Annotated in this window: 19 protein-coding genes and 1 other annotated feature; of the genes, 16 read left to right on the top strand and 3 right to left on the bottom strand. The window is 37.8% G+C overall.

What is annotated here, in order from left to right; all coding sequences use genetic code 11:
* Positions 1-3 precede the first annotated feature (3 nt).
* The 11 genes from BALCAV_RS05840 (at position 4) to BALCAV_RS05790 (ending at position 6,139) form a co-directional block, all read left to right on the top strand.
* Positions 4-357, top strand: a complete 354-nt coding sequence (locus BALCAV_RS05840) for a hypothetical protein (protein WP_003324279.1) — start codon at positions 4-6, stop codon at positions 355-357.
* A gap of 71 nt (positions 358-428) precedes the next feature.
* On the top strand, positions 429-701 hold the full coding sequence (locus BALCAV_RS05835) for a type II toxin-antitoxin system HicB family antitoxin (RefSeq protein ID WP_003324277.1): 273 nt from the start codon (positions 429-431) through the stop codon (positions 699-701).
* Positions 701-937, top strand: coding sequence for a hypothetical protein (locus tag BALCAV_RS05830; protein ID WP_003324276.1), 237 nt, complete (start codon positions 701-703; stop codon positions 935-937). Before BALCAV_RS05835 ends, BALCAV_RS05830 begins: the two co-directional genes overlap by 1 nt.
* A 446-nt stretch (positions 938-1,383) precedes the next feature.
* The gene (locus BALCAV_RS23050) at positions 1,384-1,515 is read left to right on the top strand and encodes a hypothetical protein (RefSeq protein WP_268746795.1); all 132 of its coding nucleotides are present in this window, start codon (positions 1,384-1,386) and stop codon (positions 1,513-1,515) included.
* 223 nt (positions 1,516-1,738) lie between these two features.
* A complete protein-coding gene (locus BALCAV_RS21075; protein WP_003324448.1) occupies positions 1,739-2,332 on the top strand; it encodes a GIY-YIG nuclease family protein in 594 nt (197 codons plus the stop codon).
* Between the two features lie 61 nt (positions 2,333-2,393).
* Positions 2,394-2,573, top strand: a complete 180-nt coding sequence (locus tag BALCAV_RS05815; RefSeq protein WP_136446082.1) for a hypothetical protein — start codon at positions 2,394-2,396, stop codon at positions 2,571-2,573.
* Between the two features lie 614 nt (positions 2,574-3,187).
* Positions 3,188-3,511: a bacillithiol system redox-active protein YtxJ gene (gene ytxJ, locus BALCAV_RS05810; RefSeq protein WP_003324447.1), complete on the top strand. Its 324-nt coding sequence runs from the start codon at positions 3,188-3,190 to the stop codon at positions 3,509-3,511.
* Positions 3,511-3,750 (top strand): glutaredoxin family protein, encoded by a 240-nt coding sequence (locus BALCAV_RS05805; protein WP_003324446.1) that lies wholly within the window; start codon positions 3,511-3,513, stop codon positions 3,748-3,750. The genes ytxJ and BALCAV_RS05805 overlap by 1 nt, the downstream gene beginning before the upstream one ends.
* 160 nt (positions 3,751-3,910) lie before the next feature.
* Entirely contained in the window at positions 3,911-4,765 is an 855-nt protein-coding gene (locus tag BALCAV_RS05800; protein ID WP_003324445.1) for a patatin-like phospholipase family protein, read from the top strand.
* Between the two features lie 156 nt (positions 4,766-4,921).
* Positions 4,922-5,461: an MOSC domain-containing protein gene (locus BALCAV_RS05795; RefSeq protein ID WP_003324444.1), complete on the top strand. Its 540-nt coding sequence runs from the start codon at positions 4,922-4,924 to the stop codon at positions 5,459-5,461.
* A gap of 45 nt (positions 5,462-5,506) precedes the next feature.
* Positions 5,507-6,139, top strand: a complete 633-nt coding sequence (locus BALCAV_RS05790) for a DUF3885 domain-containing protein (protein WP_003324442.1) — start codon at positions 5,507-5,509, stop codon at positions 6,137-6,139.
* Between the two features lie 41 nt (positions 6,140-6,180).
* Here the strand turns inward: BALCAV_RS05790 and BALCAV_RS23045 are convergent, their stop codons facing one another.
* From BALCAV_RS23045 to BALCAV_RS05780, 3 genes are all read right to left on the bottom strand, one after another.
* Positions 6,181-6,312, bottom strand: a complete 132-nt coding sequence (locus BALCAV_RS23045; protein WP_268746794.1) for a hypothetical protein — start codon at positions 6,310-6,312, stop codon at positions 6,181-6,183.
* Between the two features lie 240 nt (positions 6,313-6,552).
* Positions 6,553-6,924: a DUF6220 domain-containing protein gene (locus BALCAV_RS05785; protein WP_003324441.1), complete on the bottom strand. Its 372-nt coding sequence runs from the start codon at positions 6,922-6,924 to the stop codon at positions 6,553-6,555.
* A gap of 644 nt (positions 6,925-7,568) precedes the next feature.
* The gene (locus BALCAV_RS05780) at positions 7,569-7,982 is read right to left on the bottom strand and encodes a hypothetical protein (protein ID WP_003323885.1); all 414 of its coding nucleotides are present in this window, start codon (positions 7,980-7,982) and stop codon (positions 7,569-7,571) included.
* Positions 7,983-8,495: 513 nt separating this feature from the next.
* On the opposite strand from BALCAV_RS05780, the gene ilvD reads away from it, so the two are divergent.
* The 5 genes from ilvD (at position 8,496) to leuB (ending at position 15,255) form a co-directional block, all read left to right on the top strand.
* Positions 8,496-10,163, top strand: a complete 1,668-nt coding sequence (gene ilvD / locus BALCAV_RS05775) for a dihydroxy-acid dehydratase (protein ID WP_003323883.1) — start codon at positions 8,496-8,498, stop codon at positions 10,161-10,163.
* Positions 10,164-10,167: 4 nt separating this feature from the next.
* Positions 10,168-10,426, top strand: a binding site (T-box leader).
* A gap of 199 nt (positions 10,427-10,625) precedes the next feature.
* Complete coding sequence (ilvB, locus tag BALCAV_RS05770; RefSeq protein WP_003323882.1) at positions 10,626-12,350, top strand: acetolactate synthase large subunit; 1,725 nt, start codon at positions 10,626-10,628, stop codon at positions 12,348-12,350.
* On the top strand, positions 12,347-12,868 hold the full coding sequence (ilvN, locus tag BALCAV_RS05765; RefSeq protein WP_003323881.1) for an acetolactate synthase small subunit: 522 nt from the start codon (positions 12,347-12,349) through the stop codon (positions 12,866-12,868). Before ilvB ends, ilvN begins: the two co-directional genes overlap by 4 nt.
* Before the next feature lie 149 nt (positions 12,869-13,017).
* Positions 13,018-14,031 carry a ketol-acid reductoisomerase gene (gene ilvC / locus BALCAV_RS05760; RefSeq protein WP_003323880.1) on the top strand — a complete coding sequence of 338 codons (1,014 nt, stop codon included), beginning with the start codon at positions 13,018-13,020 and terminating at the stop codon, positions 14,029-14,031.
* A gap of 138 nt (positions 14,032-14,169) precedes the next feature.
* A complete protein-coding gene (gene leuB, locus BALCAV_RS05755; protein WP_003323879.1) occupies positions 14,170-15,255 on the top strand; it encodes a 3-isopropylmalate dehydrogenase in 1,086 nt (361 codons plus the stop codon).
* The last annotated feature ends 5 nt before the right edge of the window (positions 15,256-15,260 follow it).

Below are 15,260 nucleotides of genomic sequence, written 5' to 3'. Positions count from 1 at the left end.
AGAATGAGTATAGATTACAGGTTTAATGAATGGAGAGTATCAGGAGAACAAGCTGAGGCATGGAGTCCAATGGCTTATAGATTATGCTCAAAGAATTCTAAAACTGACCTAATGAATGGTTACAGAGTTGGGGACATTTTGTATTTACATTATCTTAGAGGTATGACAGCAAAAGATATTAAGCAGTATTCATTAGGATATGGTGTCTCTACAGCTATTATTAAATCAGTATTAAATGGCTTTGGTAGACAATCAGGAGCAGAGGCTAAAGAAGCTTATCAGATTGGAATGTATTTAGTTGAGAATGAGCCTGAGATGTTAGAAAAGATGTATCAAATAAAAGTAAGTCAACTGTAGGGAGCTTTTTGCTCCTACTTTTTTATTTCCTGTGGTAAAATTGATTTAATAAAAACAGGAGTTGATGGCAAATGCCAGTATACAAATATTATTCAGTGATTCATAAAGAGGATGGAGCATTTATTGTTAGTTTTCCTGACTTAGAGAATGTGTTCACAGATGGGGAAAGCTTGTCTCATGCTGTCTCTATGGCTGAGGATGTTTTAGCTTTAATGCTTACAGATTATGAGGATGATGGAAAGCAGTTACCTCCTGCCTCTCCTGTAACTGCTCTGAAAGCTCCTGAGGGTGCAAGTTTAGTGCTGATAGAAGTGAATACAGATGAATACAGAAAGGCTGTGTAATGATGACTACTGAGGAATTAGCATTAGTTAAAGCAATAGCTGAGGCAGATAAAACAGAACTATTCAATTTAGAGAGTGATATGAATGATGTTGTTAAATGGTTTAGTGGGCAGGGGCATCATTTAGCTCTAACCTACTTATTGGATTATGATATTAATAATGGCAGGCTGAATGAACTAAAGTATAGAAATGCTTTAGTTGCTTATGACAGGCTTAAAAGAAATGGGGAGCTATAAAAGGCTCTCTTTTTATTTATGTTCATTAGGAGATATTCTTTTGTAAAAACAGAGGAGACAGTAAAGAAATCTGTTGATAACTGTAAAGCTATAAGTTATTATCTTAAATAAGGTAATAGAACTTAGTTAGGGAATTGAACTAATCTCTACTATTATATTATTGTAGACTTACAGTGAAAACTTAATCTGTGTTAACTCCTTGATATGTCTGTGGTTTGACTGATAAGGAGCAGTTTCCTCCCCAGTAGCTCAGCAGGATAGAGCAACGGCCTTCTAAGCCGTCGGTCGGGAGTTCGAATCTCTCCTGGGACGCCATTTGAATATTACATAAATGTTAATTTAACAGCCTTTTATATCGTTTAGTGAAACGGTCAGTGCTACGGTCATTTAAGAAATTACACCGTATTTTGACTCCAATCACATTCGATATAGGAGGCTTTTTTGTTATGACGAAAAGAAAAGGAATATTTGATGTTGAGCTTAATGTGAACGAATTATTAGGTAGTTCACATACTATTCGCAATGGAACGGTGTTCAATCGAACTATTATCTTTATTATTAAACGTCAATTATTATGAAATGGAGCGACAATATTTCGAGTATAAAAAAGAACGCTTCCACGAAAGGAGACGCCCGAAAGTTCGGCGGCTTCATTGTCGGTGAAGTTGTTCCGTATCAATGACTAAATGGAACGAAGACTTTTCGACTCACATCTTTAGTTGTGCGACATATCTTCAACTTTGTTATAATAATTTCTAATATATTATCAAAATAGTACGTGAGGTAGACAAGGGGGACGCTATGCAATTATATTGGAACGAAAAAGAATTAACTTTCGAACCTATTGAATTGTCTTTCAAAGACGAAATTACAACGAATCATTTCGCAAGATTAAAACCGAAATCATTGGCGGCAACAATAGCAAAGGATAGATATAATCATCTTGAACCAATTGTTATCGGAAAATATGACAAATATTTGGAATGGAATATAGGTGAATTTTTATTTTATCTTAAAGAAAACGGTGACAACTTTTATACACGCTTTCTCAATCAATACGGCGATTTAAAGTTTGGTACATTTCGTATTGAAGACAAAAATTATATGAATAAAAAAGGATTATATGCCTATAGGGTTGACGATGAAATCAAATACATTGGAAGGTGCTTAGATAACTTTCAAAAACGTGTAAATAACGGGTATGGGAGAATTTCACCTAAAAATTGTTATTTAGACGGACGCAACACAAATTGTCGAATGAATAATTTAATCATGGATAACATGAAGCAAATCAAATTTTACGTTTGTCTAATGGACAATGTAGAAGAAATCAAAGAAGCCGAAATATACTTTATCCGACAAATCAATCCTTCTTGGAATATACAAAAATACTAAGGACGGGAAATAACCTTCTTTTTTTATAACGAAAATGTCAATCTATTGGGGCGGTGAAATCGTGAAAGATTATTGGAAAAATAAATTCCTATTGAATGCAATTGAAGCACACAAGAAGGTTGTCAACGGTGCAAAAGTGAAAGGCCTTGAAAAATACGGATTTGAATCCGACACTCTGATTGATATAATTCGAGAACATAACGCCTTTACAATAATCAAAATTGGCATTCTAAAAAGATGAAGTTTTGAACGTTGCAAGCGATTCAAGGAAATATCTGAACGCTTTAGCGACAGAAAACCTTCCAAACGTTGTTATAAAAAATCATTATTAGATATTATCGAAAATAAAAACTCCATTCGTTGGGTGTGGCGTCTTTTTTTATCATGCATCTGTTTTGTAGCGGAAAGCTGAAAAAAGGCAAACCTATATAGAAGTCCTTCTTAAATATTTCTTTTAAAACTAAGATAAAAGGCTTAATCGCTTCTCATCTTGTTCGTTTTTTTTAATAACCAAAACAGAGCAAACGGAATCCCAATAGACTCCTACGGGAACAGCGCGAGGAGAAGCCCCCGCTGGAAACCAATGACTAAGCCGAGGAGGCTGAGGCCGTGCCCATGGAAAGTGAAGGGGACGTAGCTTTCGGAGTATACTAAGTAATCAAATGCGAACTAAGCTCCCTTAATAGATCTTTTATTTTAAATTGCCTTTCCACAAATCGGTTGAGGTTTTTAGTTTTTTTCTCATCCTCATCCAATCAAGCTCATAATAAGCATCTTTTTTCCGAATATGATAAAGTTAAGTTATAAAGCTTTACCGCTTACAAAGAAAAGTGATCAAAAAGGATAGGTGTTAAAATGGGAATTAAACAACTAACGACGATTGAAGAGATGAATCAATTTGTTAAACAATCAGGTAAACAACTGCTCTTCAAACATAGTACGACATGCCCGATTAGTGCTAAAGCCCACGAGGAATTTTTAGCGTTTGTAAAAGAGACAGGTGCTTCAGCTGCAATTGTACACGTCATTGAAGATCGCCCAGTATCGAATCAAATTGCTGAAGATTTTGGGATTAAGCATGAATCTCCGCAAGTTTTTTTGCTTAATGATGGTGAGGTAACTTGGAATACGTCGCATTGGAAAATTACCCAAAAAGCATTACAGGAGGCGACAGCATAATGAGTCAACAGGTGATTGTTTATTCAACAGATGGTTGTGTCGAGTGCAATTATGTGAAAAATATGTTAGAAGAAGAAGGCGTTCCATTCGAAGTTAGAGATGTGATGGCAAGTGAAGAATACCAACAAGAGGTAGAGAAGTTCGGTTTTATGGGCGTTCCGGTAACGGTTCATGGTGATCGAGCGGTTAAAGGCTTCACGCCAGAGTTAAAAGAAATTATTGAACAAGCAAAGAAATAAAAGTTGAAGGACACCAAAAGAGCCTCATTGGCCTGTGGTGTCCTTTTTAGTTGACGAGTGACTTTTCCTGATGACTAAACCCAGGCATATTCCTCCTTTCTTCTTACAATATTTGTTATAATAAACTTTGTATGAACAGAACGAAAAGGAGTTTTGATATATGGTTCAAGCTGGTTTAGTGCTAGAAGGTGGCGGGAGCCGAGGTGTTTTTACGGCAGGTGTTCTTAAATATTTGATGGATGAGGACATCTATCTCCCTTATGTGATTGGTGTTTCGGCAGGGGCTTGTAGTGGCTCTTCTTATATCTCGAGGCAAAAGGATCGAAATCGAGCGGTCAATATGGATTTTCTCGACCATGCTGAATATTTATCTTTTCGAAACTACGTGAAAAAAAGAGAGCTTTTTGGTATGGATTTTTTGTTTGAGCGTTTACCGAATGAATTGGTTCCTTACGATTTTGATGCTTATAGTCAGGCGGAAGAAGAATTTGTCGTGGGAACAACCGATTGTATGACAGGTGAATCGGTTTATTATAAAAAATCAGAAAATCGAGATCCGAAAGACTTATTAACGATTTTAAGAGCATCGAGTTCGTTACCTTTTGTTGCTCCCGTTGTTCCTTTTGATGGGCGAATTTTAATGGATGGTGGTATCTCAGACCCAATTCCGATTAAACAATCTGTAAAAGAAGGAAATGCCAAAAATGTAGTTGTATTAACGCAAAATCGTGATTATATCAAAAAGCCCCAATCTTTTGGATGGTATTTCCGCAAGAAATATCGGACTTATCCTGGGCTCATAAACGCTGTTGCGAAAAGACATCATGTTTATAATGAGACACTTCAATATATTCGCGAGGAAGAGAAAAAAGGAAATATTTTTGTCATTAGCCCGATAGAAAAATTAGAAGTGGGCCGTGTAGAAAGAAGTCGTGAAAAGCTCATGCACTTATACGAACAAGGTCAATCTGAAGCGAAACAACTTGTACCAGCTTTAAAGGAATTTTTAAAATAAATAAGTCACTTGGATGGAATCTAATTATTGCATAGGGATATTTAATCGACCTAGTTAAAAAGATTAAATAAGAATGGTATTTTCTCTACCTTACTTTGCTATATTTTGTAAGAGGTACATTTTGTTTGAACGATAAAGACAAAAGGGGCTGAGGATATGGGAGGAAGTGTACTTGCTGTCAGCTTAAGCGAACGTCATACTTTTAGTAAACAAAACCGAGAGAGGGTTCATTTAGTGAAAGGGTTAGGGGTAGAAGGGGATGCCCATTTTGGAGCTACAGTCAAACATCGGTCGAGAGTCGCTCAAAATCCAAATCAGCCTAATTTAAGACAAGTTCATTTGCTTCAAGCTGAATTGTTTGAGCAATTAAAGGAGCGATTTTTGATCAAACCTGGTGAAATGGGAGAAAATATTACGACTACTGGAGTTGATCTTTTAGGATTACCGGTTGATACGGTTTTAACAATTGGCCCAACCGTAAAAATCCAACTAACAGGTTTACGAAACCCATGTGCACAAATTGATCAGTTTCAACCTGGCTTAATGAAGGCTGTTTTGGATAAAGATCAGGATGGAAATTTGATCCGAAAAGCAGGAGTGATGGCCATTGTATTAGCAGGTGGATCTATTTGTCCGGGTGATTCTATTCAGATTCAGTTACCAGAAAAACCCTTTAAGCCATTAGAGCGGGTTTAAAGCTCTGGAAAAAAGAGTTGTGTTATTAAATTTGGAGGAAAATGGATGAAATGTAATCTTGTAAATCAAATTTTTAAAGACCTGCCGCTTGCACCTCCATTATTTTATCGTTGGCCAATAGGTATCCGCTTTGAACTAGGAGTTAATTATCTACAAGGGGATTGTTATAAGGGTAGCCTCTATTTAGAAAATGTTTACGAACGAGCCATCACTTTGTTTGAAGCTATTTTTGAAGAGGAGGATGAACTCCTGTTAGTGGTCAATCATCTCGATAGATTTCGTAAACAAAGCTTTAAGCGTAAATTTCGTTTTGTTGAACCATTTCTCATAAAAAAGCTTAGTGACTACGAGGTTTCGTGTCAGGTTGTTCCGGATGTTTTTGAGGAGGAATCGGAGGAGAGCTTCCCTCAATTAATGATGAAGTGTAAACGTAGTGAAATAAAATATCGTGCCCTTATTAAAGAAATTTGCAACCATGATATGGGATTTGAAAAGAGTCTTTACCATGATGTCTTTTTTATTCATCTTAAAAATAAGGTTATTTTCCACGTCTATGATGATCGTGGTTGTGATGTAATTGCTATCAAAGCTGATCAAATTCGATTTTTGTATGAACGTTATAATGATTGGATTTTAAGTTATGATAGATTAGATATTAATAAGGTTTTCTTAACATAATGGTTAGCCGTACAAGACTCTTACCTTGTACGGCTCTTAGACTATAAATTAAGCAAAATCGTGATGAGCGTTCCTGTTGCCGTTGCTATTGCTATGATAAATTGTGCGGGCAGTTCGATATGCGTTTCTCGTTTTCGACCTTTACCATCCTCCTTATTAAAGTAAAATTTCATGAAGTAACCTCCCTTCAATCGAAAGTTTGAATCACTTTCATAGTTCTAGTCTTTCCACAATAGAGGTTGTCCTATGAGTATTCTATGAAGAAAAATGAATCATTTTACTCGACAAAAAACTCATACATCTTCATAAAAAAGCACTCTGTCCGTCGTAAATTGGACAAAGTGCTTTTTCATTTTTCTAGTCATAACCTTCCAGTTTTTGTGAACGGCCGAGCAGATGAACAGATAAGGTGCCTACTGCTCTTTAACCTTTTTAAGGATAAATAATTGATAAGAATTAAATGTTAATTTAACGGTTAATAGTGTTATAAAAATGGGAATGACGACATGGAGTGCTGCTATGTATCCATGTGCGGTGTAGTATTGTGCATTTGCTAATATAAACAGAATGAGTGGCAACCAAATTAGGGTTTTATGTTTCTTTAAAAATAAGGCTATGACAAACAAGAGCATGTATACATATTTGAAATGGGCAAAGGCTTTATGAAGTTCCCAATATGAATAGTTTTCAAATAAGGCAACTCCTGCTATTAAGATTTGAAAAAGTACCGCCAGTAAAGCAAGACAAACGAAAATAAAATAAGTAACTCCTAAGTGATGCTTCATCCAAACAACTCCTATAATATTATTTAGATTAATTATAGAGTCGCTGCAATATAAATATCGTCCTCCTCCAGGATGAATCACCTTAGGTCGCAAAGTGGAATTATATCAATGCTGTTGAGTGTTGATTGGTAATGAAAATTGGGGAATTGCAGGATTACGGTGCGAATAAAGGTTAATAGGTAATGAAAATCCAAGCAGAGCGAAATTACGGTGCGAATAAAGGTTAATAGGTAATGAAAATCCAAGCAGAGCGAAATTACGTTACGAATAAAGGGTAATAGGTAATAAATACCCAAGCAGAGCGAAATTACGTTACGAATACTGGCTAATAGGTAATGAAAACCCAAGCAGATAGAAGTTACGTTACGAATACCGGATAATAAGTAATGAAAATCCGAGCAGGGCGAAATTAAAGTACGAATACGGGATGATAAGTAATGAAAACCCAAGCAGTAAGAAATTAAAGTACGAATAACGGCTAATTAGTAATAAAATTCCACCGAGAGCGAAATTACGTTACGAATCCGACTGTGACCACCAATGCCTAAAGCCCTGACATCTTCAGACAATATGAAAAAAGCAGACGAACTCCTGTATAAAAGGTTTCCGCCTACTTTTCAAGTAATTTGTATTACTTTCCAATTCTAAAACCGTACCAAACCATATATCGCTGGTAGCTTCGATTGTTTTGCTAAATATTCGTCACATAGATCAGCATTCGTAATCTGTGCTGGATCATAGAAAAGCACATGCCATCTCTTTTTTCTGAGCTGTTTGATAATGCGTTTTTCTTTTTCCTTGCTGCAAGCTTCTACAAAAGCTAGACGATATGGGACGAGAGCAATATTAATTTGAATTCCACCGACATACATTCTTGGTGTTGGATAATATAGCTCAGAAAAAAGCTTTTGGTAGAGTAGTTTTTCAGCTTCTGTCTTACAGTCGTTAAAACGGTCCTTCACAAGAATAAGAGAGGCTCTTTTGTTTGATCTTAATCTAATGAACGGTAATTTCTTTGTGAAATATATTCGTTGAAAAAATCGTTTGCGTACGCTCATGTTTATCACCCAATTATAGTTTGTCCAAAAACTTTTCTTTTACTCAGTTTTAATTTTGTAAAAATCTCTCTTTTTTGTTCTAACAATGTGGCGAATTGTTCACTGGACAAACGCTAATTATCTTCTTTTTCTCTAATTATCTAAGTTTAAAAAATGATTGGTATTTTTTTATTAAAATAGTGAAAGGTCGCTTGATCTTTGGTACTTCAACATGTAAACGCATTCAAGTATTAGAGATAATCGAAATTGTCTAATTATTTTAATAAAAGTGGTTGACCATAAGGAAGAATCAGCGTATCATTAATTTCAATAATAAATAATGCAATGTATAAGAACATTTGTCCTCTCAGGAAGGATATCTAACTCTTTTTAGGGTTTTAATTTTCTGAATAGTGAGTATAAGTGAACTCGCACATTCTATCTAATTCCTAATAGAGTAATGACATCTTAAAAAGAGGGAATATTTAGAATAGAGATAATACGAGAATAGGCAACAGATTGGGAGAGATAGTAATGAGAAGTAACATGATTAAGAAAGGGATTGACAGGGCACCACATAGAAGTCTACTTCGTGCTGCTGGTGTAAAAGAAGAGGATATGGATAAACCGTTTATCGGTGTCTGTAATTCTTATATAGATATTATCCCTGGTCATATGCATTTGAATAAATTTGCTGAGGTGGCAAAGGAAGCGATTCGTGAAGCGGGTGGAATTCCATTTGAGTTTAATACGATAGGTGTTGACGATGGAATTGCAATGGGGCATATCGGAATGAGGTATTCATTGCCAAGCCGTGAAATCATTTGTGATGCAGCGGAGACAGTCATTAATGCCCACTGGTTTGACGGGGTGTTTTATATCCCTAACTGTGACAAGATTACACCAGGTATGCTAATGGCGGCTGTTCGAACGAATGTGCCAGCTGTATTTGTATCAGGTGGTCCAATGGAAGCAGGTCGAACAAAGGATGGACAAAGCTTGTCTTTAGTTTCTGTTTTTGAAGGAGTAGGAGCATTCTCGTCAGGAAAGATGACAAGAGAAGAATTACTTGAGATTGAGCAAAGTGCCTGTCCAACATGTGGTTCCTGTTCAGGGATGTTTACCGCGAATTCGATGAACTCACTTATGGAGATGCTCGGCTTAGCTTTACCAGGAAACGGAACAATTGTTGCGACCTCTAATGAGCGTCACAAGTTAATTAAAGATGCGGCAAAGCATTTAATGAACTTAATAGATAAAGACATTCGTCCTCGTGATATCGTGACGAAGGAAACAATAGATGATGCATTTGCTTTAGACATGGCAATGGGTGGTTCAACTAATACAGTTCTTCACACATTAGCGATTGCTCATGAAGCAGAGATTGAATATGACTTAAATCGAATTAATGAAGTAGCTGAACGAGTACCTTATTTATCTAAGATTAGTCCAGCTTCTGATTATTCAATGGATGATGTTCATCATGCTGGTGGAGTTAGTGCCATTATTAAGGAGCTCTGTAGCATAGAAGGGGCCGTACACCCTGAGCGTTTGACGATTACTGGTAAGAGTTTATATGAAAATGTAAAAGACGCAGAGATTACAAATGATGATGTCATTCGTCGTAAAGATAACCCGTATAGTCCAGTTGGTGGATTATCAATTCTTTATGGTAATCTCGCACCAGATGGAGCAGTTATTAAAGTCGGAGCTGTTGATCCTTCTATTAAAGTATTCGAAGGGGAGGCAATCGTCTTCAACTCCCAAGAAGAAGCACAAGAGGGGATTGATAGTGGAGAAGTTAAAGAAGGTCATGTAGTAGTTATTCGTTATGAAGGGCCAAAAGGTGGACCTGGAATGCCAGAAATGCTTGCGCCGACCTCTAAGATTGCGGGTAAAGGGTTAAGCACGAAGGTAGCTTTAATTACAGATGGTCGTTTCTCAGGAGCTTCTAGAGGGATTTCAATTGGTCATATTTCCCCAGAAGCCGCTGAAGGTGGACCAATTGCTTTTATTGAAAATGGCGATAAGATTCGTATCAATTTAACAAACCGTACGATTGAATGGTTAGTTAGTACGGAAGAACATGCTAATCGTAAAGAAGGTTTTGTAGAACCAGAACCGAAAGTGAAAAAAGGTTATTTAGCTCGATATTCGAAATTAGTGACTTCTGCCAATACAGGCGGGGTTATGAAAATTTAATAAAAAACAAACGTTGAAGAGGTAAAGTAGTTATATGTCTGGACTTCTACAGAGAGCCGTGATTGCTGGAAAGCGGTGTTGTCACATATGATGAAAGTCCCCTCGGAGTGTCGATCTGAACGTAAGCGTAGTCTACTAGGATTGACCGGGTGTACACAGCACTCGTTATTAAAATGAGATGAACGATTTGTTCATCCGTAAGATCAAGGAAACTTGATGAACAAGGGTGGTACCGTGGAAAGATAAATCTTTTCGCCCCTTCAGTTAGTCGTTAGATGCGACTGCTATGGGGTGGGAAGGTTTTTTTTATTCATTTTTGTCTGGTTTTCTGACATTCATTTTTTAAAAGTAGTTTAGAAGAACGTTTAATCCTGCTATCCCAGTTAGATGCACAAGAACAAGAGGTCGTCTTAAGAAAGTCAATACGTACTTCGCTTTAGATTGAAAAGAGGAGGAAAAGAGATGAAAACGCAAGTGAAAAAAGAGGAGCAACAAGTAAAAGTAGAAAATGAAAAAATGTCAGGGTCTAGCATGCTCATTAAAGCTCTAGCACTTGAGGGAGTGGAAGTGATTTTCGGTTACCCAGGTGGGGCAATTCTACCAACTTATGATGAAATTTATAAAACGGGTATTCGTCACATTTTAGCTCGCCATGAACAAGGAGCGATTCACGCGGCGGAAGGGTATGCGAGAGTATCTGGGAAACCAGGTGTCTGTGTCGTCACCTCTGGACCAGGAGCAACAAATGTTGTAACTGGGATTGCCGACGCGATGATGGATTCGTTGCCACTAGTTGTTATTACTGGTCAAGTGGGAACATCTGTTATTGGAACAGACGCTTTCCAAGAAGCCGATGTTATTGGGATTACAATGCCGATTACGAAGCATAATTTTCAAGTTCGCAGTGTAGAAGAGTTCCCCGATATTATCAAAAAGGCTTTTCATATTGCGACAACAGGGCGTCCGGGACCAGTGTTAATTGACCTCCCTAAAGATATTTCTCTAGCACAAGGGGAATTCAATTACGAGAAAGAAGTGGAATTACCAGGTTATCAACCTACTTTTAGTCCGAATAAATTGCAAATTAAAAAAGTGGTAGAAGCGGTTAGTGAAGCGAAAAAGCCACTTATCTTAGCAGGGGCTGGTGTCTTACATGCCCACGCAGCGGAAGAACTTTTGCAATACGTTGAGCAGCAACAAATTCCTGTAACGAATACTCTTTTAGGGTTAGGTTCTTTCCCAGGTGAGCATGAATTATTTTTAGGAATGGCTGGTATGCATGGAACGTATACGGCGAATATGTCCATTTATGAGACGGACTTACTGATTAATATTGGAGCTCGTTTTGATGACCGTTTAACAGGGAATTTAGCTCATTTTGCCCCAACGGCAAAGGTTGTGCATATTGATATTGACCCAGCTGAAATTGGTAAAAATGTTCATGCTGATATCCCTGTCGTTGGTGATGCGAAAGAAGCGTTGAAGCTCCTAATTGCAGCGAATGGTGAATGTAGCAAGAGTGCGATTTGGCGTTCTGATTTAAAGCAGTTAAAAGAGGAATATCCACTTTGGTATAAAGAGGATGGAGAAACGATCAAACCTCAGCAACTGATCGAATATCTTCATGAAATAACAGAAGGTGAGGCGGTGGTCACTACTGATGTTGGTCAGCATCAAATGTGGTCGGCCCAATATTACAAATTTAACAAACCGAATCGTTGGGTCACTTCTGGTGGTTTAGGGACGATGGGCTTTGGTTTTCCAGCGGCGATTGGGGCTCAGTTTGCCGAACCGAATTTGCCGGTCGTAGCTATTATTGGTGATGCTGGCTTCCAAATGACAGCCCAAGAGTTATCGATTTTGCAGGAGCTCAATTTACCAGTCAAAATTGTAATCGTCAATAACGCCGCTTTAGGAATGGTTCGTCAATGGCAACAATTATTCCACGGTGAGCGTTATTCAAATTCACTTTTCCCGATTCAACCAGATTTTGTCAAACTAGCATCGGCTTATGACATTAAAGGGATGAAGGTAGAAAAGCTATCAGAAGTAAAAACAGCATTAAAAGAAATGATGGATTATCCAGGGCCTGTTTTAATGGATTTCCGTGTTGCTCAAAAAGAGAATGTGTATCCAATGATTTCGCCAGGAAAAGGAATTCATCAAATGGAAGGAGTAAAGCCATGAAAAGAACGATTACCGCTCTAGTGAACAATAGTTCTGGTGTTTTGAATCGAATTACAGGCTTGTTTGCGAGGCGTCATTACAACATTGAAAGTATTACTGTTGGTGTGACGGAAAATCCAGCTGTTTCTCGTATGACATTCGTCGTTCAGGTCGACAACATGGATAATATTGAGCAAGTAACAAAGCAGCTAAATAAGCAGGTCGATGTTTTAAAAGTGAAAGACATAACGGATGAACCGATTATTGCTCGTGAATTGGCACTTATTAAGATTATCGTTACTCCACAGCAACGTGCTGAAGTTGCGGCACTTGTCAATCCATTTCGAGCTTCCATTTTAGATGTTGGTCGCGAGTCGATGACGATTCAAATTACGGGAGACTATCAAAAAGTCGAAACTTTTATTGATTTATTAAGACCGTATGGAATCCGAGATTTAGCTCGAACCGGTATTACCGCCTTTAATCGGGGCAGTAAAAAGTCGACAACGGAATCAAGTCGATTAACACTGATTCATTAAAAGGAACAAAAGCTTCTTTTTATTAACTTAAGAACCACCGTTCACATTCTAGCGCTTGCTGAGTTATTCGAATTACTCTAAACCAGCAAACATAAATTGTGTACGATTCTACTATAAAAAATGAACTGAAATTAAAAGGAGAGATTATCATGGCAAAGGTTTATTACAATGGGGATATTAATGAAGCGGTTTTACAAGGGAAAAAAGTAGCAGTCATCGGTTATGGCTCACAAGGTCATGCTCATGCACAAAATATGCGTGAAAGTGGAGTCGATGTGATTATCGGCCTTCGCCAAGGAAAATCATGGGATAAAGCAGTAGAAGATGGATTTAAAGTGTATCCAGTAAATGAAGCGGCTGAGCAAGCAGATTTAATTATGGTCCTATTGCCGGATGAATTACAGCCAACGGTTTATAAAAATGAAATTGAACCAGTCTTAACAGAAGGAAAAACCTTAGCATTTGCTCACGGTTTTAACATTCATTTTAATCAAATTGTTCCACCAGCTAATGTCGACGTCTTTTTAGCAGCACCAAAAGGACCAGGTCACTTAGTGCGTCGTGTATTTGAAGAAGGAGCAGGGGTTCCAGGCTTAATTGCGGTTTTCCAAGATGCAACAGGTCAAGCAAAAGAAGTGGCTCTAGCCTATTCGAAAGTGATCGGTTCCGCTCGTGCTGGTGTTCTTGAGACAACTTTCCAGGAAGAAACAGAAACCGATCTTTTTGGTGAACAAGCGGTACTTTGTGGAGGAACTTCTGCACTTGTAAAAGCTGGTTTCGAAACATTAGTGGAAGCAGGATATCAACCAGAAGTAGCTTACTTTGAGTGTTTACATGAACTAAAATTAATTGTTGACCTTATGTATGAAGGTGGACTTGAAACGATGCGTTATTCAATCTCAGACACAGCACAATGGGGTGACTATGTAGCGGGTCCTCAAATTGTGACAGATGAAACGAAAAAAGCGATGAAGCAGGTTTTATCAGATATTCAAACAGGAAAATTTGCAAAAGGTTGGATTTTAGAAAACCAAGCAAATCGTCCAGAATTTACAGCAATCACTAGAGCGGAAAGTCAACATCCAATTGAAGTAGTTGGACGTGAATTACGTGAAATGATGCCTTTTGTTAAAAATAAAACAAAAACACCTGTAAAAAACTAAGGGAGAAATAAATCTTCAAAATGAAGCGAATGAATAACGATGCGTCTTGGAGTAGTTTGGAAGCTGTATTTCCAGCTTGCTCCAGGGCGTTCTTTTTCAACATGACTGAAAGTTAATAAATGATTAGGGGGAAAAGAAATGGAAAAGAAAATAGCCGTTCTCCCAGGAGATGGTATTGGGCCAGAAGTTGTTCAATCAGCGTTAAAAGTTCTTGACCAAATAGCAGACATTTTTGGGCATCGATTTACTTATGAGACAGGTTTAATCGGTGGTTGTGCGATAGACGAAACAGGGGAGCCTTTACCTGCTGAAACGATTGAATTATGTAAAAAAAGTGATGCGATTTTATTAGGGGCTGTTGGAGGACCGAAGTGGGACACACTTCCTGGGGACAAACGTCCAGAAAAAGGCTTACTCGGGTTACGAAAATCATTGCAATTATTTGCCAACTTACGCCCAGTTACCGCTTTTTCAAGCTTAGCAGAAGCATCAACATTAAAAAAGGAAGTCATTGAAGGTGTGGACCTCATGATTGTCCGTGAGTTAACTGGTGGAATTTATTTTGGCGAGCCGAGAAAACGAAAAGAAATAAATGGGGAAGAAACAGCGATTGATACACTAGTTTATAGTAAAAGTGAAATTGAAAGAATCATTCGAAAAGGATTTGAGTTAGCAGAGTTAAGAAGCAAAAAAGTGACTTCTGTAGATAAAGCGAATGTTTTAGAATCGAGTCGTTTATGGAGAGAGGTTGCTAATGAAGTCGCTAAAGATTTTCCGAACATTGAATTGGAGCATATGCTTGTAGACAATGCAGCAATGCAACTAATTCGTTCACCAAAATCATTTGATGTTGTCGTCACGGAAAATATGTTTGGTGATATTTTAAGTGATGAGGCTTCAATGTTAACAGGCTCATTAGGGATGTTGCCATCAGCTAGCCTATCAGCAGATGGACCTGGATTGTATGAACCGATTCATGGCACAGCTCCAGATATCGCAGGAAAAGGTTTAGCTAATCCATTAGCCACGATTGCGTCGCTTTCGATGATGCTTAAATATGAATTTGGTTTAGAAAAAGAAGCAGATGCCATTCAAGAAGCGATTGACTCTGTCTTGTTGCAAGGCGAGCGTACGAGCGACCTAGCGGGTGGAGAAAAAGCCTTATCAACTGATGAAATGACGGAAAAAGTTATCGTGCAATTAAAAGAAAAAGCGTACGTATAATTAAA

Source organism: Alkalihalobacillus alcalophilus ATCC 27647 = CGMCC 1.3604, from assembly GCF_000292245.2.
Taxonomy (GTDB): Bacteria; Bacillota; Bacilli; order Bacillales; family Bacillaceae_D; genus Alkalihalobacillus; species Alkalihalobacillus alcalophilus.
The sequence above is the reverse complement of the archived record's forward strand: the minus strand, read 5'-3'. Positions and strand labels throughout refer to the sequence as shown.

Coding starts and splice junctions, on each gene's coding strand:
- BALCAV_RS05840 (WP_003324279.1), top strand. CDS start 4: ATGAGTATAGATTACAGGTTTAATGAATGGAGAGTATCAGGAGAACAA.
- BALCAV_RS05835 (WP_003324277.1), top strand. CDS start 429: ATGCCAGTATACAAATATTATTCAGTGATTCATAAAGAGGATGGAGCA.
- BALCAV_RS05830 (WP_003324276.1), top strand. CDS start 701: ATGATGACTACTGAGGAATTAGCATTAGTTAAAGCAATAGCTGAGGCA.
- BALCAV_RS23050 (WP_268746795.1), top strand. CDS start 1,384: ATGACGAAAAGAAAAGGAATATTTGATGTTGAGCTTAATGTGAACGAA.
- BALCAV_RS21075 (WP_003324448.1), top strand. CDS start 1,739: ATGCAATTATATTGGAACGAAAAAGAATTAACTTTCGAACCTATTGAA.
- ytxJ (WP_003324447.1), top strand. CDS start 3,188: ATGGGAATTAAACAACTAACGACGATTGAAGAGATGAATCAATTTGTT.
- BALCAV_RS05805 (WP_003324446.1), top strand. CDS start 3,511: ATGAGTCAACAGGTGATTGTTTATTCAACAGATGGTTGTGTCGAGTGC.
- BALCAV_RS05800 (WP_003324445.1), top strand. CDS start 3,911: ATGGTTCAAGCTGGTTTAGTGCTAGAAGGTGGCGGGAGCCGAGGTGTT.
- BALCAV_RS05795 (WP_003324444.1), top strand. CDS start 4,922: ATGGGAGGAAGTGTACTTGCTGTCAGCTTAAGCGAACGTCATACTTTT.
- BALCAV_RS05790 (WP_003324442.1), top strand. CDS start 5,507: ATGAAATGTAATCTTGTAAATCAAATTTTTAAAGACCTGCCGCTTGCA.
- BALCAV_RS23045 (WP_268746794.1), bottom strand. CDS start 6,312: ATGAAATTTTACTTTAATAAGGAGGATGGTAAAGGTCGAAAACGAGAA.
- BALCAV_RS05785 (WP_003324441.1), bottom strand. CDS start 6,924: ATGAAGCATCACTTAGGAGTTACTTATTTTATTTTCGTTTGTCTTGCT.
- BALCAV_RS05780 (WP_003323885.1), bottom strand. CDS start 7,982: ATGAGCGTACGCAAACGATTTTTTCAACGAATATATTTCACAAAGAAA.
- ilvD (WP_003323883.1), top strand. CDS start 8,496: ATGAGAAGTAACATGATTAAGAAAGGGATTGACAGGGCACCACATAGA.
- ilvB (WP_003323882.1), top strand. CDS start 10,626: ATGAAAACGCAAGTGAAAAAAGAGGAGCAACAAGTAAAAGTAGAAAAT.
- ilvN (WP_003323881.1), top strand. CDS start 12,347: ATGAAAAGAACGATTACCGCTCTAGTGAACAATAGTTCTGGTGTTTTG.
- ilvC (WP_003323880.1), top strand. CDS start 13,018: ATGGCAAAGGTTTATTACAATGGGGATATTAATGAAGCGGTTTTACAA.
- leuB (WP_003323879.1), top strand. CDS start 14,170: ATGGAAAAGAAAATAGCCGTTCTCCCAGGAGATGGTATTGGGCCAGAA.